Genomic DNA, 16,857 nt, shown 5'->3' with positions numbered 1-16,857 from the left:
AGCTTTGAATTTTTTAACCGTAGAGAATGCATCTATCATAAAAGCGTTACAGGAGGGGGGGACAACAGAAAACGCCATTTCACTCAATGATCTGATAGACCTGTACGCACAGATACTTCTCAATCAAAGCGACACCCTCAGTGATACGGAACTGCAGAAATTAATCTGTAAAAAAATCACTCTTTACTGCGATTCAACGAAAGAGGCACAGGAAAGCTCTAAGATTATCACCGGTGTCAAAGAGAGTACCGATACGATCCTCACGGCAATCAAAGGGAACAATACCCAAGGGATCGAATTAGCCTATAAAGAGCTTGAGAACTATCAGCAACGGATACAAAAGCTAGAGAAAGAGATTTTTACCGATGAGTTAACCACCCTTTTCAATCGCCGTTACCTCTTATCCAAAAAACTTCACGACTCCAAGAGCTTTAAAACCAATGGGACAATGTATCTATTAAATGTGGAGGAGTTCAAAGCGTTGAACAACCGATACGGCTATAGTGTCGGAGATAACGTTTTGAAATACCTTGCCCTCCATCTAAAAAAAATTGCCGGAACCAAGCATTCGGAAGTGATCCGGTTTTCCGGTGCGGTATTTATCCTCTTTATCAATACCGCACACATCGCTTCCGTCGGCAAAAAACTTCAGGAGTTTCAAGAGGCCCTTCGCAACCATAAATTCAAGACAGCGCGTCAAGAGATTATTTGTTTCAATTTTGTTTTAGGCCATTATGATTACACTGTGGGGGAAGCATTCGAGAGTGTCCTTCAACAAACGATGAATAGATTATCCTAATACTTGTAACAAAAGCTTTTTGCCCCTTTCCTATGAAGAAATGGAACATTTTGAACTATTTTTACTATCCGCAGCAGTCAATTAAACATAATTTTACTGTGTTTAATATATTATAATAATAAACAAGTGTTTGCAAATGAAAAAAAATATTACCCAATTAACCCTCAGAAGTTTACTGCCGCTTTTACTGGGATTTATGGTGATCACCATTATTGTGATCGGCTTCAACTTCCGTTCTCTTATTTTACTCAGTATGCAAGAGCATATTGTCTCAATCGCCAATATCGTCAAGGCGGGATTGACTGCCCATATGAAAGAAGGGATAATGGAGAAACGGGGCTATTTTCTTCAGGAGATCGCCAACGGTTCCCACATAAAATCGATCTACATTATCCGCTCCGATGAAGTACGTAAACAATTTGGAAACGGCCTCACCGTCGAAAGGGGTGCGGACCGGACTTTGTTAAATATCATGTCGTTAAAAAAGCCCCATTTTACAATCTCCGAATGGGGTAAAAAAGCGACCATACGTGCCGTAATTCCTTATATCGCTACCTCAAAAGGGCATTTGAATTGTCTGCAATGCCACCATGTAGCCGAAAATACGGTACTGGGTGCGGTCGATATGGAAATGGACGTAACCGAGTACCGAAATTGGGCGCTCCTGTATCTACTGATTATTTCCGGAATCATCTCGGTTTTTACGATTGCGATGCTCCTCAGTACCTCTCATATTATTGAAAAATTTGTCCGCAATCCGCTGCTTGAATTGATTACTTTTGCTAAATCGGTCTTCTATCGGACCGACGTTCGAAATCCCGATATGTTCGAAACCAAGGAGTTTGCAGCCGTTGCCTATGAATTTCTAAAATTCGGGGAAGAGCTGAATGAACGGGAATCACGGATCGAACAGACATTGATGAAGTTCAACTCGTTGAACAGCGAAATCGACGCGACGATGAAAGAGACCCTTTTTGCGATGGGCGAAGCCGAAGAGAAGCGTTCCAGTGAAACGCGAAACCATACGCGGCGCGTTGTGGAGTACAGCCGTTTACTCGGAGAGCTCATCGGATTGGAAGAGAAAAATATAGAATTACTGGCGACGGCTGCGCCGCTGCACGATATCGGAAAAATCGGAATACCCGATTCGATACTGTTAAAACCCGGCCGCCTGAGCGAAGAGGAACATGCCATCATGCAGATGCATACGACGATCGGACACGATATTTTAAGACACTCCGAACACCACGCCTTGCAAGCTGCCGCGACCATCGCCTATCAACACCATGAACGGTGGGACGGTTTTGGATATCCGAACGGCTTGAAAGGGGAAGAAATCCATATTTTCGGACGCATTGTTGCCGTTGCCGATGTATTTGATGCCTTACGAACCAAACGCGTCTACAAAGAGAGATGGCCGATCGAAAAAGTCATGGCCTATTTTGATGCCGAAAGCGGTAAATCTTTCGATCCGCAACTGGTCCGTTTTTTAATCCGGAACCATGAGCGTTTTGAAGCCATATACGCATTGCATGATAATGAAGAGATCGTTTCAAAGTAATGTTTAAGCGAATCAGGCGTAGGATTCCAGCTCCGAATATGACCTTTCGCACCTTGCCTTAACAGATACTGTAAGGGGAGTTGATCTCCCGTATCCGAAAGATACGGGAAGCTTTAGGGGGTTGTATGGGTGAAAAGCGTCAAAAAAGCCAACTGCTTGGCTTTTTTAGCTTTGAAACCCGGACGATGCACGAAGTGCCGGCTGGGCCGTCCCTGCCACTTTATGGGCTTTGCCCGGAAAGTGCGTAACATCAGTATATTAAAAAAGGATATACCACGCATACCCGTGAAATCAAATTAATACTTTACAGTTTTATTATCCTAACACTTTTCGGAGCCATTCTCCTCACACTTCCGTTTGCCCATAACGGGCATCTTACCTTTATCGATGCGTTATTTACCTCCACCTCCGCCGTTTGCGTGACCGGTCTCATCGTCAAAGACACCCCCGTCGATTTCACCCCCTTCGGCCAGTTCGTCATTCTCCTCCTGATCCAGATCGGAGGGCTGGGATACATGACCGCCGTCACCTTTATGGCGGTCATGCGGCGGCAGAAAATCGGCCACCGTGACCGGCTGCTGCTGCAGGAGTCTTAAAACTATCCCGGGGTGAGCGGACTGGTGCGGTTTTTAAAAATCGTGTTCCCCTCCGTCTTCATCCTCGAGTTCGCCGGAATGGTGATCCTCACACTGCGCTTTTGGGTCGACATGCCGCTCGATCAGGCGGCATGGTTCGGCGTTTTTCATGCCGTATCGGCGTTTAACAATGCCGGGTTTTCCCTCTTTAGCGACAACATGATGGGCTTTCGCGGCGACTGGGTGATCAACCTCACGATCCCGACTCTGATTATTCTCGGAGGGCTGGGGTACATGGTTCTTCTGGAGATCTACAACTACCGTCACGGCCAGCTGGTCCGGATATCGACCCATACAAAAATCGTCCTTTATATGTCGGCGATTTTGATCGCTCTGGCGATGGCGCTGCTGCTGTCGATGGAGTGGAACAATCCTAAATCGTTCGGCCCGATGAGTATCGACGAAAAAATCATGGCGGCATGGTTCACCTCGGTCAACTACCGCACCGCCGGATTTAACAGCATCGATTTCTCGACGCTGACCGATTCGAACCTCTTTTTTGCCACCTTTTTCATGATGACGGGGGGGAGTCCCGGAGGAACTGCCGGGGGGATCAAAACGACCGCCGTCGCCCTCGCGCTGATCGGAGTGTGGTACACGCTGCGCGGCAGTACCCACGCCCATATTTTTCGCCGATCCATCTCCCAGTACCAGATCAACAAAGCCTACGCGATCATTTTCGTCGCGTCGATTTACATCGTTATCTCGACAATCCTCCTCAGCGAAGTGGAGCGCCTCCCCTTTTTACGGCTGCTGTTTGAGACGACCTCGGCGTTCGGTACCGTCGGCCTCTCGACCGGAAACGGCGGCGTCCTCAGCTACAGCGCCCTTTTCAGCGACGTGGGAAAACTTAACATCATCATTTTGATGCTGATGGGCCGGGTCGGAGTGTTCGCGTTTACGATCGTGATTGTGGGTAAAGCGGTTGAGAGCCGGATTAAATATGCAGAAGGAAAGGTAGTCATTTAACATGGAAACATACGCTGTTCTAGGTTTAGGAAAATTCGGTTTTCACGTCGCCAAAGGGTTGGCACAACAAGGGCTCAGCGTCATCGCGGTCGATCTGGACGAAGAACACGTCCGCGATATCAACGAATACGTACAAGATGCGATTATCCTTGATTCTACCGATATGCGGGCTTTACGGGAAGCGGGGATCGGAAATGTCGATGTGGCCGTTGTCAGTATCGGCGAACACATCGAAGCGAGTATCCTCACCGTTATGGCACTCAAAGAGCTCGGTGTCGAAACGGTTATCGCCAAAGCGATAACGGTCGTACACGGTCAGATCCTCTCCAAACTCGGTGCCGCCAAAGTGATCTATCCCGAGATGGAATCGGCCAAAAAAATCGTCAAAAAAATGGTCAAAAATATGCATTACGAAACCATTGACCTCTCTATTACGATGAAAATCGCCAAACTTACCGTCCCCACGTTTTGGGTCGGAACCTCCATCCTCTCTCCGGTTTTTGAAATGGATTATGAAGTCAAACCGATTGCCTACAAACATCAGGGGATCTGGCATACCTCATTCGAAAATGATGATATTCTCGAAAAAGGGGACATTGTTGTTGTCCTCGGCAATAGCGCTCATATCGAAGCCCTTAGCAAAAAGGTGTAATACTCTCCGCCGATACAGGGTTTTGATAGCCTCGTTCTGCTAAAATCATGAAAAAGATTTAGGAAAACATTATGCTCCGTTTCGCCCCAAGTCCGACGGGAGATATGCATATCGGCAATCTTCGTGTCGCACTCTTCAACTACATACTTTCACTCCAGAGGGAAGAGCCCCTCCTCGTCCGTATCGAAGATACCGATAAAGAGCACAATATCTTGGGTAAAGAAGAAGAGATATTTGCGATTTTAGCCCTTTTCGGGATCGAATACCAAGAACAGCAGCTTCAAAGTAACAATCTTAGATTCCACCGTGCCATGGCGATTCAACTGCTGCACGACAAAAAGCGTTTAACTGTTTTTGCACCCCCGAAACGCTGGAAGCCAAACGTGAAGCGGCCAAAGAGGGGGAAACCCCCTACCGCTATGACGGAACGTGCGAAAATCTCTCTGCCGAAGATGTCATCGACAATCAGGCACCTTTCACGATTCGGCTCAAAAAACCGCTCCATCCTATCACCATCAAGGATACTATCAAAGGGGAAAGCACCTTCGCCCCGGATGATATCGACAGTTTTATCATCATGAGAGCCGACAAATACCCTACCTATAATTTTGCATGTGCGGTAGACGATATGCTCTCGGATGTCTCCTTGATTATCCGGGGGGAAGAGCATCTGAGCAACACGCCCAAGCAGATCGCCATTCATGAAGCACTGGGCTATACCAAAAAGGTCGAATATGCCCACCTGCCGGTCATCCTGGGGGTTGAGGGGGAAAAGATATCGAAACGCGACGATGCTTTTAGTGTCAAATGGCTTCTGGAAGAGGGGTTCCTCCCCGAAGCGATCACCAACTATCTGATCTTAATGGGGAACAAAACTCCGACCAAAATTTTCTCTCTGAAAAATGCGATCACATGGTTCGATCTCAAAGCCGTCTCCAAGGCCCCTGCCCGCTTTGATATCGATAAACTGAAATTGATCAATCGCGAACACCTCAAAGGGCTCGATCCCAAAGAGCTCTCGCGCTATGTCGGTTTTGCCGATGAGGAGATCGGCCGACTCGCCAAAGTATTTTTGGAAGAAGCAAGTACGCTCAAAGAGCTCCGTACTAAAATCGGTGCTATTTTTGCCCCGAAAAACGTACCGGACGAATACAAAGAGGGGTTTGAAATCCTGCGCTCCCTTACCATCGAAGCTCCCCATTTCGATGATTACGAATCGTATAAAACCTACCTGGCAACCCACAGCGGATTACAAGGGGGAAATCTTTTCAAACCCCTGCGAATCCTCATCAGCGGTGCGGAGCACGGTCCTGAGATGCACGATATTTACCAATACATTAAAAATTATCTAAAAGAGGTGGTCCAATGACGGAAGGAATTATTTCAGGATTGGGGGGAATCGTCCATTCTCTTCTTACCGTTTATATCTGGGTTGTCATTATCGGCGCCCTCCTCTCATGGGTTCGTCCCGATCCCTATAATCCTCTGGTCCAGATTATCTATCGGTTAACCGAGCCGGCCTATGCCATGATTCGACGGATGTTTCCTACCGTTTTTAACGGGCTAGATTTGGCACCGATCATCCTGATTATAGCCCTTCAGGTTATCGATGTAATATTGATCAATATTATTAATGCGGCAGTTATGCCATGAAGGGTACCCTCTTATTGTCCGCACTTCTGGCCTCGCACCTTTTCGGTGTGACCCTAAACGACATTAATGGCAAACCGGCATCCCGGGAGAAAAATTTTCTGATATGGCAATTTTTGCATCAGGATATTAATGCGAGTGATGCGAGTGACGCATTCTATCAAATCGACAGTGTCAATGAAAGATTCCTTGCCGATTACGCTAAAAAAACCGACGAACTGGAAATACGCTACACGGTAGAGTGTCTTCAAAAGCCGCTTACTGCTCTGAAGAGCATTGAAGAAGATGATTGTCTGATGCTTGCCCTCTCCCCGGCCAAAGCACAAGAGCTGCGAAACGATGAGCGCGAAACGATCGCGGCACGGCTTGAAACCCGGTTTGCCAACCTAGAGTGGCTTCGGACGATGAATCAGGAGTACCATTTTGGAACCGGAAGCGATCTCAAAAGCTCACTGAAACTTTTTTTAATCACCACTCCGCCATACCGACAAGAGCATTTTAATCATCTTATTGATGAGGATACCCTCAGTACCCTTACAGCGCTTAGCGGATTTAATCAGCTGGTGTATCTCACGGCAACCGATCCGAAAATGGACCAGCTTCAATACTCCCTTGCCAAAGTGAGCGGCGGTTCCTACGATTCGATGACCCATTTTTATCTTGCCGTCAATGCTCTGAAATATGGTCGAAACGACAATGCCCTCTACCATCTTCAAGAAGCGAAAAAAAAGGTCAAATCCCCGATGGAAAAGGATAAAGTCACCTTTTGGCTTTATCGTCTTACCCGGGATGAATCTACCCTTCAAGAGTTGGCGGAGAGTCTCGACATCAATATGTACACGTTGTATGCCAAAGAGCGTTTTGGAATCGAAACCGAAAACTATTTTACAACATTGCCGACATCCCGAAGAGGCGGATTTCGGGGAGATGAGCCGTTCGAATGGAACCGCCTGCACCGTGAAATCGTCGCCACACCGCCTGAAAAACTCTACCAGCTGGTGGAACGCTATGAAGGGGAAGAGTCTCTGGCCGTTCAGGCTTATATGATCGAACGGGTTTATCAACCCTATGTTCATAATTTTACCATGCCGTACGAACCGTATCTCGAAGGGGTAAACAATGAGCAAAAAGCGATGATTTATGCCCTGATGCGTCAGGAAACACAGATGATTCCGGGACTTATTTCCCGTTCCTTTGCCCTGGGACTGATGCAGATCATGCCGTTTAATGTGGATGCTATCGCGAAAAACCATCCCCTGAAAATCACCTCGTACAACGATATGTTTGACCCGAAATACAATATCCCTTATGCGATTGAACATCTCAAACATATCGAAAAAAACCTCTTCAACCCCGTTTTCATGGCCTATGCCTACAACGGCGGTATCGGTTTCACCAAACGGCTGATTATGAGTGAGGGGATGTTTCTCCCCGGAGAATATGAGCCGTTCATGAGCATGGAGCTGGTAGGAAATGCCGAGAGTCGAGAGTACGGCAAGCGAGTACTTGCCAACTATGTCATTTTTAAAAAAATATTGGGAGAAAAAGTCTCAATCAGCGCTATTTTTGATACGTTAACACAACCGAGCCGGTCTGATTATTTTCGAGCTGAAGCGCTAAAGATCTCTCAGGGGCCAAGTCAAACCGAATAAGATAGTAACGGTTCCATTTGTTCTGAACCGGCATCATCCGTCGGCGATAGTCCTTTTCCTCAAGCGGTTCCATAATCACAGGGGCTTTTCCGTTAAGGGTGATATGGTAGCCGTACTCTTCAATCTTAAGATTTTTGATCGATCGGTTATCTTTTCCGAAATAGAGGGCCACAATAAAATATTCCCCCTCTTTATAGGTTAAGGGATCAATCTTATTCAGATAGAGAGAAGAAAAAATAGCTTTGGTTTCAAGTGACATCAAAATTGTACCGCTACGAAGCTCTTCTACCGCCCGTTCCTGCGCCATATCCATTTTAAAAAGATCAAATGCCCCTTTCTGCGAACATCCGCTAAAACTGAGCAAAGCTGATAGTGCTATCAATGAAAAACGCATAATTATCCTTAGTTATCGAATATTCGCCATTATACGTTAACTCGGCTTAACCAATTTTCAATGGTTGTGGACTACGATTTTTTTCATGGGTTAGCTATAATATCCTCACTTTAAACAGTGAGGCACAGAATTTGTTACTTTTCCAAAAATCCGTTTTAAATTCGATCAAACAAGACGAAAGCCTTGTCGCATCACGATGGAATAATTTCCAAAACTATTTATCAAAAATTGACTTTATCAAAACCGTCAAAGAGGAAAAACACCAAGACAAGACTTTTCGATAATGATAAAAAAGCAGTTTTAGAACTCAAAGAGCAGATGGCGAAAACGGATAAAGAAATTGATGCGATGGTGTCGCTGTATAGATTGAGTGAGGATGAGATTGGGATTGTGGAGGGGAAGTAGATAATGAATGAATTGAAAATATGGCGATATATGGATTTAGCAAAGTTCATCTCATTAGTATCTACAAAATCAATTTATTTTTCAAATATTAGCAAATTTGATAACCCTATGAGTTTGATTTACCAAATTCGCATTATCAAGTAATGGATGAAATGCGTGAAAATTGGAAAAAAAGACAGTTACAAGAATTAGAAGAAAAAGTTCCAAATTTGAAAAATACTCCGCAATATGACAAAATTATTCAAAATATGAGTGAAATGTCTTCTGCTCAAAAGCTAAACGAACAAGGAAAAGAAAAATTCGGTGTAAGTTGTTGGCATATAAATGATTATGAAAATGAAGCTTTGTGGAAAATATATACTAATCAAGGGCAAGGTATAGCTATTGAAACTACTGATGAAAAATTAAAAGCATCTTTTATAACGGAGAAAGATATACATTGCGATAGAGTAAGATATGAAGATTTGGATACTGCACCTATTGAAAAGGGACATAAGTATTATGGTGGGTGGATAAAAAGAAAATCATTTGAGTATGAAAAAGAATATAGAGCTATACTTATGTTAGATAAGAGTGATTATGGAGAAGGATGCTTAATACGAGTAGACTTAGATATTTTAATAGAAAAAATACATATATCACCGCTCATGCCAAGTTATTTTTTTGATGTTGTAGCGTATATCTGCAAAAAAGAATTGGCAGATTTTGATAGCAAAATATTTTATTCAGATTTATATAAAAAATAAGAAAACGGGAATAGGCTGAATTAAAATGAGTAAAGATGGGGATGGATACCGTGTCAAGCACGGTATGACAAAGCAAGCCAAGCACGGTATGACGAAAAGGCTGTCATTCCGTGCTACGACACGGAATCCACAAAAGGTTATTAAGTGAGACAAGGTTATGTTTATATTATGGCAAACAAACCGCAAGGAACGCTCTATATCGGTGTAACATCGGATATAATCAAAAGGGTATATGAGCATAAAAATGATTTCATAGATGGGTTTACTCGGAAATATGAGCTTAAGAGTTTGGTATATTATGAAGTTTTTGATGAGATAGCGGAAGCCATTAAAAGAGAAAAACAGTTAAAAGAGTGGCAGAGAAAATGGAAAATAGAATTGATTGAAAAACAAAATCCGAAATGGGAAGATTTGTATGAAACGATTTTGTAATTTTGTAGATACCGAATCAAGCTCGGTATGACGGAGAGATTGCTACAAAAATTGGGACAGGCTAAAAGGAGGGGGGACAAGGGGTAAGACCCCTTGGCTACGTCAGGATCACCTGAGCATAGGTGCAAAAATGCACATAAGCAGTATTGCGTACAGAAGCTTATCCATAAAGACCCCCTTATGATGTATTCTTTGGAGGGCAAAAAAAAAGGTCGAGGGGTAATTACTCCCTCGACCTATGCCGCTCCATTGAATACATCATAAAGCTCTATACGCAAGAAAAATTATATCACAAAAAATAAATAAAACGCGAACAGCCCAAACCATGATGCGGGAAAACATGAAGAAACGATTTGAGGAGTGAAATGAGATTAAAAACAACAAGCGCGTTTAGATGCCAAACTTTCTCTCAAGAAAATGTAGCCAATCTCCTTAAATATTTCAAGATTAGAGACTACAAACACCAAAAACTTGCCGGATTTTCACATTGTTTGAATACGCTAAAGCCGTCGGATTTAATCTCGAAATCAATTTAAAAAGAACCCATTTGGCTTCATAATGCTATACAACGACAGGTATAAAGCAGTCGCTTAAAAAACCATACCACATTAGGCATTTAAGGATTTTTGACTATAATATAGATAATTTTATACGAGGTAGTATGTTTTGAAAAAACGTTTAGCGGTAGCCTTCACCGGCCCTTCCAACAGCGGAAAAACAACTTTGATACTTAAAGTGGCTCGCAAGTTGATTCATGAGCACTCCTTGGCAGTTGCTATTGTCAAAAATGATCCAAAAGACAAAGCCCAATTCGACGTTCCGGGAAAAGACAGCTACAAATTCAGCGATACGGGGGCGGAAGTCGTCGTCACCTCCCCTACCCGTACCACCTATTTTTCACAGCGTCACAAAGAACTCGATGAAATTGTCCGTATGTTCGGCGATTTTGACGTACTCTTGGTGGAGGGATTGAAAAATCTCCCCCTTCCCCGCATCAGTATTTTCAGAGAGAAAATCGATACCGATTATTTCCCTTATATGAATGCGCTGGCCATCGACGAGACGGTGAATCTCAATGACTATACCCTCCCTGAGGGAATTGATCTGCTCGATCTGAATAATGCCGATCATGTGATCGGATGGATTTTAACTCACGCAAAGGTAATGGAATGAACCCAATTTTAAAAGCGATACAAAAAAGTGCCATACGGATCAAACACGCGATTGATGTCAAGGACATCGGGTATTCTCAAGAGCAAAACAGCTCCGGCGAAACACAGCTTCAGCTGGACATTCAAAGCGATTTGATTATCGAAGAGGAATTGAGCCAAGTCGAAGGGATCCACACGATCGCAAGTGAAGAGAAAGAGCTTCCGATGCTCCTCAACGAAAACGGCCACTATTACATCGCATTTGATCCGTTGGACGGATCGTCACTTGTCGATGTCAATCTCAGTGTCGGTTCCATCTTCGGTATCTATGAGGGGGAATTCAACGCATCCAAAATGATTGCAAGCTGTTATGTCGTCTACGGACCGCGCGTGGAGCTGGTTTTTGCCCATGAGGGGAAAGTAGCCCTCTACCTTCTCCAAGCGGGGGAATTTGAATTTGTCAAACATATCCATTTGAATGAAAAAGGGAAAATTAACGCTCCCGGCGGAACCCAGCAGTTTTGGGCACCCCATCACAAAGCGATGATCGACTCATTTTTCGCACGCGGATACCGCTTGCGCTACTCCGGAGGGATGGTTCCCGATTTACATCAGATTCTCCTCAAAGGGGGGGGGCTCTTCAGCTATCCGGGTGCAACCGACAAACCGGAAGGGAAACTTAGAATGCTATTTGAAGTATTTCCGTTTGCCTTTATCTTCGAGGTTGCCGGCGGCAAAGCGGTCGATGGGCATAAGCGCGTTCTCGAAAAAACAGCGGCCCACGTTCACGATACCAGCCCCTGTTTCTTCGGTTCGTCCAGTGAAATCGACGAGGTTTTGAGTGTCTACGCCGGAGCATAGTTCTCATTTCGAAGAGAAGCTTGATGAAACGGCAAAAATACTTCAAGCGTGTCAGGAGCAGCATAGCGTAACAAGCTGCTTTGATTGTTCCGAATGCATCGGATGCGACACACGTGCCAAATATGTCCGAAGCGTTTATGAAAGTATGTCCAAAGGTGAAACCGGCGGATTTGACTTTTAGAAACTGATGTTACGCATATTATCGGCTTGAGCCATTCAAGGTTGCCTTTGGCTTCGTCATTCCCGACTTCACGTGCCCTTTAGGGTAGATCGGGAATCCACCTCTCCCTTATGGGGATGGATCCCCGGGTCAAGCCCGAGGATGACGGAAAACGAATCGAGTGAGTAACATCAGCTACTAACCTTTTCACACTTATTTAGACAAAGTGCGTAAGGTCAATTCTGATAAAATAACAAAAAAATCTGCCTCGCCAGAGGCAAGCTTCAGTGCCTCAGCGGCAAGCGCAGACAAAGGGAGTGTATTCCTTTGTCGTATCAATTAAAATGACGAAGGAATTTTATGAATAAAAACTACATCACTACCCCCATTTACTACGTTAACGGTGAAGCCCATATCGGGCACGCCTACACAACGTTCATTGCCGATACTCTGGCACGCCATTCACGCCTTCTCGGGAATGAAACCTATTTTCTGACCGGAACCGATGAACACGGACAAAAGATCGAAGAGTCGGCCAAAAAGCAAAACAAACCGACCCAAGAGTTTGCCGATGAGATTAGCGCAACCTTCAAAAATCTTTGGGATGAGTTTGATATTAGTTACGATCAATTCATCCGAACGACCGATACATCTCACAAAATCGGGGTCCAGGCCGCATTTGAAAAAATGGTGGCCAACGGGGACATCTACAAAGATTTTTACGAAGGGAATTACTGCGTTAGCTGTGAAACGTTTTTTCCCGAATCGCAACTGATGGATGGCGGATGCTGCCCCGACTGCGGCCGGGTGACAACGATTATCAAAGAGGAGAGCTATTTTTTCCGCCTTTCCAAATACGAAAAACCGTTGATGGAGTATTACGAAGCCCATAAAGATTTTATCCTCCCCAAATCACGCCGTAACGAAGTGATGAGTTTCGTCCGAAGCGGACTGCATGATCTCTCCGTTACCCGAACCAGCTTCAGCTGGGGGATCAGCGTACCCGAATCGCTCAACGATCCCAAACACGTTATGTACGTTTGGCTCGATGCGCTCATGAACTACGTGACCGCATTGGGATACGGAATGGATGAGGTAAAAATGGATTTCTGGCCGGCAAACGTTCAGCTCGTCGGGAAAGATATCCTCCGTTTTCATGCCATCTACTGGCCCGCATTTTTGATGAGTCTCGGGCTTCCCCTCCCCAAACACATCGGTGCCCACGGATGGTGGACCCGCGACGGTGAAAAAATGTCGAAATCCAAAGGGAACGTCGTTGATCCGCGCGAAGTCGCCAAACACTACGGAGCCGAAAACTTCCGCTATTTCATGATGCGCGAAGTGCCGTTCGGACAAGACGGCGATTTTTCCCAGCGGGCTTTGATCGACCGAATGAATTCGGATTTGAGCAACGATTTGGGGAATCTCCTCAACCGGATCATCGGTATGTCGGAGAAATACTCCGATTTTGCCATCGACAGTGTCAATGTAGCCCAATACCATCAAAAAGAGCTACACGACGCCGATACGATCCTCGCCACACTCGAAGGGTATTTTGATGAATTGCAAATCCACCGCTATCTTGAAGAGCTATGGAAAATCTTTACGATCGGAAACAAGGCGATTGAAGAGCACGCTCCGTGGGTAAAAGTCAAAGAGGGGAGGCTCAACGAGGCACTGGCAACCGTAGCCTTGGTTGCCAATCTATTGGCGAAAGCCTCGATTATGCTCCACTCCGTCATGCCCAAAACAACGGCGACGATTGCCGATGCCCTCGGTTTCGAAATTACCACCGCCAGCTATAAGGCGTTGATTACCGACAAAGGGCTCCTTGCCCCGTTCGTTATCAAAAAAATCCCTCCCCTCTTTCCGCGCGTCGAAGAACCGCTAATGCAGGAGGCACCCAAAGCGATGATCGAAGAGGAACCTAAAAAAGAGGTTGCTTTGAAAACAGAGGATAAAAAAGTCTCTACCGTACCGAGCGAGGGGCTTATTACGATCGACCAGTTTTTTCAGACGGCATTAAAGATCGGAACCGTTCTGGAAGCCCAAGAGGTTCCGAAAAGTTCGAAGCTTTTGAAATTGCAGGTTGATTTGGGCGAAGAGGTTCCCCGTCAGATCATTGCCGGTATTCGCGAATATTACAGTGCCGAATCGTTGATCGGCACGCAGGTGTGCGTTGTTGCCAACCTCAAACCGGCAAAACTGATGGGGATGCTCTCTGAGGGGATGCTTCTTGCGGCAAAAGACAGTGAAGGGCTCTCCTTGATTCGTCCTGAAAAGCCGCGATTTAGCGGAAGTTCGATTGGATGAGACTCGAAAACATCCTCGCACTGACCAAAGGGACCCTGCTGGGAGAACCCTCCGTCAGTTTCTTTGATAGTGTTGCGTTTGACCCTGCCAAAGTGAAGCGGGGATCTTTATTTATTGCCCGATCTCCCGATATGATCCCCGAAGCACTTCAAAACGGTGCATACGGTATTTTATTTGACAAACCGACCCAAATGGGGGATCCCGAAGTCGCCTGGATCAAAGTAGAATCGATAGAAACCGCCCTGAAAAAATTGCTCCGTTTCTATCTCCTCGAAAAAGAGCTCCAGGTCTATGGATGCGATCCGATCACCCTAAGACTCTCGATGATGGTATCCACCCCTTCCAATTTTTGCAGCATCGAAGGCTCAATCGAACAGATTTGGGAAAAACTCTGGCCATTGGAGAAAAAATCGATTGTCCTTTTTTCCCCGGCACTGACCGATTCGGATATTTTTATCGAAGTTTCGCAACTGATTCGGGCACAAGAGAGTACTATCACCATCATTGAACAGACCCTTTTTGAGACCTCTTTTATCCATAACGATGTTTTTTATGAGCGGCAGATGCTTTCCCCGTTTTTCATCCCCTATCTGGAGCATCTCCTTTTCTTCTACACCTTTCTGCGTATCCCGTTTCAGCTCAAAGGGTTTGGAAAAATCGGTCACTTCATCCCCGTATTTACCAATTCGCGCCTTGAGAGTATCGAATTCGGAACGAGTGACCGGGTCGTTATTTTTGAACCCTTTTTAGAGCTTATCGATGAACAGATCGATTTTTTGCATACTCAGGCCTCCTGGGCAAAAATCCTCTACCTACTCCCCGAATCGATGAAGTCGAGCCTCACGATCGGAGTGGAAAACATCCTCTTCTACCGTTACCCCGAAGAAGTCATTTCCCTATTGCAAAGTAAACGTTTCCATTTTGCCCTCGTTGCAGGGGTTGACAAGGGGATACTCCACCCTGCCCGCTCTTCCATGCGGCAACTACTTTTATTTTGAACGCCAAAGGAATAAAATCCCTTTGGCTACGCTGACCACTATGGCACTGAAGCTTGCCTCTTTCGAGGCAGAAATAAAATCAGTGTATTTGTACCGCTTTCAGCGCTTTGCGCAGCTCCCCTTCGTTTTCTAAAATGCTCCGGACCAATGCATGAAATGCTTTAGAGTGATTCATGTGACGCAGATGGGCCAATTCGTGGACGATAATGTAGTCAATATGTTCGTACGAAAGCTGCATCATCATCGTATTAAACGTCACGATCTTGTTACTGTCACAGCTCCCCCACCGCCGTTTCATCTTTTTAAACCGTACCTCAGAAGGGTTTAGTCCCATTTTTCGTGCATAATACTCTATTCGGGATGGAAGGGTCAAAACCGCCTCTTCACGGTAGAAACGATGGTAATATTTTTCAATATCAATACTGTTTTTCGATTTTTTTATCAATTTTTCCAAATTCGGCAGCTGCGTGATCGGGTAAAGTTCACCCCGGAAACGAATGGTTTCACCGTAAACGGCGGGAGTGACTTTTTTTTCAGAGAGTGCATGAAGCTTTGCGCGGATCCACTCCTCTTTTTGACTTAGCAATCGACGGATGGAGTGTTCATTTTTGAGCGGTGTCCGAACGCACACCTCCCCATCACGAGTGATCGAGATGTAGGTGTTGCGATTACGGGGGCGGTGATGAATCGTTAAGGGGGAGTGTACGGAGTCAAACATTTTATTTTAAACGTCCTCTGAGCAAAGCCCAGCGGACTATACTTGCCGCTATGACGCTAAAGCTAGCCTCTGGCAAGGCAGAACAATTATGCATAGAGGATCGGATCCTTCACCCCGGATTGCTCAAAGCCTCTCAGGCGCAGGCGGCAGCTGTCACAGATGCCGCACGCCGTCTCTTCGTTCTGATAGCAGCTCCACGTCAAATGAAGCGGAACGTTCAGTTTCAACGCTTCGCTAACGATCTGCGATTTTTTGAGGTTCACCAGCGGCCGTTCGATCGTCAATGCCGTTGTCTCTTTCGTCCCGAGATTTGCGGCCCTCTCGAACGCATCGATAAAACTCTCCCGGCAGTCGGGGTAACCGCTGCTGTCCTCTTCGACAACGCCGATCGCGATACGGCTACACCCCTCTTTTTCAGCGATTGCGGTGGCGATAGAGAGAAAAATGCCGTTTCGAAACGGCACATAGGTGACCGGGATCCCCGGTTCAACCCCCGCCGTCGGGACCTCGATGCTATGATCGGTCAGTGCCGACGCTCCGATCGTTTTGAAAAAATCGAGATCGATTTCGTATTTTTCACTCACTCCTAAATCTTCGCATATTTCTCGGAAGCAGGCAAGCTCTTTCGCTACGGTTCGCTGTCCATAGTTAAAATGCAATGCGACGATTTCATATCCGCGCGAGCGCATGATGTAGGCAACCAAAGTTGAATCCATCCCGCCGCTCATAATACAAAGTACTTTTTTCATTAAAAATATTCC

General features: G+C 45.5%; 17 protein-coding genes and 2 pseudogenes. 16 read left to right on the top strand and 3 right to left on the bottom strand.

The features are described 5' to 3' along the window. Positions 1–4 precede the first annotated feature (4 nt). The 8 genes and pseudogenes from M0P91_RS06965 (at position 5) to M0P91_RS06930 (ending at position 7,918) form a co-directional block, all read left to right on the top strand. On the top strand, positions 5–799 hold the full coding sequence (locus M0P91_RS06965) for a diguanylate cyclase (RefSeq protein WP_295066031.1): 795 nt from the start codon (positions 5–7) through the stop codon (positions 797–799). Positions 800–935: 136 nt separating this feature from the next. Continuing rightward, a complete protein-coding gene (locus M0P91_RS06960; RefSeq protein ID WP_295066029.1) occupies positions 936–2,360 on the top strand; it encodes an HD domain-containing phosphohydrolase in 1,425 nt (474 codons plus the stop codon). A 125-nt stretch (positions 2,361–2,485) separates the two neighbouring features. After that, positions 2,486–2,608 carry a hypothetical protein gene (locus M0P91_RS06955; protein WP_295066027.1) on the top strand — a complete coding sequence of 41 codons (123 nt, stop codon included), beginning with the start codon at positions 2,486–2,488 and terminating at the stop codon, positions 2,606–2,608. 9 nt (positions 2,609–2,617) lie between these two features. Further along, a pseudogene (locus tag M0P91_RS06950) lies at positions 2,618–3,964 on the top strand (TrkH family potassium uptake protein). A gap of 1 nt (position 3,965) precedes the next feature. Then, on the top strand, positions 3,966–4,616 hold the full coding sequence (locus M0P91_RS06945; RefSeq protein WP_295066025.1) for a TrkA family potassium uptake protein: 651 nt from the start codon (positions 3,966–3,968) through the stop codon (positions 4,614–4,616). A gap of 71 nt (positions 4,617–4,687) precedes the next feature. Beyond that, positions 4,688–5,985, top strand: a pseudogene (gene gltX, locus M0P91_RS06940) (glutamate--tRNA ligase). After that, complete coding sequence (locus M0P91_RS06935; protein ID WP_295066023.1) at positions 5,982–6,269, top strand: YggT family protein; 288 nt, start codon at positions 5,982–5,984, stop codon at positions 6,267–6,269. Before gltX ends, M0P91_RS06935 begins: the two are co-directional and overlap by 4 nt. Next, positions 6,266–7,918, top strand: a complete 1,653-nt coding sequence (locus tag M0P91_RS06930) for a transglycosylase SLT domain-containing protein (RefSeq protein ID WP_295066021.1) — start codon at positions 6,266–6,268, stop codon at positions 7,916–7,918. Before M0P91_RS06935 ends, M0P91_RS06930 begins: the two co-directional genes overlap by 4 nt. Here the strand turns inward: M0P91_RS06930 and M0P91_RS06925 are convergent. Then, positions 7,827–8,312, bottom strand: coding sequence for a hypothetical protein (locus tag M0P91_RS06925; protein WP_295066019.1), 486 nt, complete (start codon positions 8,310–8,312; stop codon positions 7,827–7,829). The genes M0P91_RS06930 and M0P91_RS06925 overlap by 92 nt on opposite strands. 183 nt (positions 8,313–8,495) lie before the next feature. Here M0P91_RS06925 and M0P91_RS06920 point away from each other — a divergent pair, with 183 nt between their 5' ends. From M0P91_RS06920 to M0P91_RS06885, 8 genes are all read left to right on the top strand, one after another. Next, a complete protein-coding gene (locus M0P91_RS06920; RefSeq protein WP_295066017.1) occupies positions 8,496–8,717 on the top strand; it encodes a hypothetical protein in 222 nt (73 codons plus the stop codon). Between the two features lie 143 nt (positions 8,718–8,860). Continuing rightward, positions 8,861–9,463: a DUF2971 domain-containing protein gene (locus M0P91_RS06915; protein ID WP_295066015.1), complete on the top strand. Its 603-nt coding sequence runs from the start codon at positions 8,861–8,863 to the stop codon at positions 9,461–9,463. A gap of 144 nt (positions 9,464–9,607) precedes the next feature. Continuing rightward, positions 9,608–9,895 carry a GIY-YIG nuclease family protein gene (locus tag M0P91_RS06910; protein ID WP_295066013.1) on the top strand — a complete coding sequence of 96 codons (288 nt, stop codon included), beginning with the start codon at positions 9,608–9,610 and terminating at the stop codon, positions 9,893–9,895. Positions 9,896–10,561: 666 nt separating this feature from the next. Beyond that, positions 10,562–11,068, top strand: coding sequence for a molybdopterin-guanine dinucleotide biosynthesis protein B (mobB, locus tag M0P91_RS06905; RefSeq protein WP_295066011.1), 507 nt, complete (start codon positions 10,562–10,564; stop codon positions 11,066–11,068). Further along, complete coding sequence (locus M0P91_RS06900) at positions 11,065–11,907, top strand: class 1 fructose-bisphosphatase (protein ID WP_295066009.1); 843 nt, start codon at positions 11,065–11,067, stop codon at positions 11,905–11,907. The genes mobB and M0P91_RS06900 overlap by 4 nt, the downstream gene beginning before the upstream one ends. Then, positions 11,888–12,088: a hypothetical protein gene (locus M0P91_RS06895; protein WP_295066008.1), complete on the top strand. Its 201-nt coding sequence runs from the start codon at positions 11,888–11,890 to the stop codon at positions 12,086–12,088. Before M0P91_RS06900 ends, M0P91_RS06895 begins: the two co-directional genes overlap by 20 nt. Positions 12,089–12,427: 339 nt before the next feature. Next, positions 12,428–14,380, top strand: coding sequence for a methionine--tRNA ligase (metG, locus tag M0P91_RS06890; RefSeq protein ID WP_295066007.1), 1,953 nt, complete (start codon positions 12,428–12,430; stop codon positions 14,378–14,380). Continuing rightward, on the top strand, positions 14,377–15,378 hold the full coding sequence (locus M0P91_RS06885; RefSeq protein ID WP_295066005.1) for a hypothetical protein: 1,002 nt from the start codon (positions 14,377–14,379) through the stop codon (positions 15,376–15,378). The genes metG and M0P91_RS06885 overlap by 4 nt, the downstream gene beginning before the upstream one ends. A 79-nt stretch (positions 15,379–15,457) precedes the next feature. Here the strand turns inward: M0P91_RS06885 and M0P91_RS06880 are convergent, their stop codons facing one another. Both M0P91_RS06880 and queC read right to left on the bottom strand, forming a co-directional pair. Then, positions 15,458–16,096, bottom strand: a complete 639-nt coding sequence (locus M0P91_RS06880) for a SprT family zinc-dependent metalloprotease (protein WP_295066003.1) — start codon at positions 16,094–16,096, stop codon at positions 15,458–15,460. Between the two features lie 86 nt (positions 16,097–16,182). Further along, positions 16,183–16,845 (bottom strand): 7-cyano-7-deazaguanine synthase QueC, encoded by a 663-nt coding sequence (gene queC, locus M0P91_RS06875; protein WP_295066001.1) that lies wholly within the window; start codon positions 16,843–16,845, stop codon positions 16,183–16,185. Positions 16,846–16,857 lie beyond the last annotated feature (12 nt).

Source organism: Sulfuricurvum sp. (assembly GCF_023229695.1).
In the GTDB taxonomy this organism is placed as follows: domain Bacteria; phylum Campylobacterota; class Campylobacteria; order Campylobacterales; family Sulfurimonadaceae; genus Sulfuricurvum.
The sequence above is the reverse complement of the archived record's forward strand: the minus strand, read 5'-3'. Positions and strand labels throughout refer to the sequence as shown.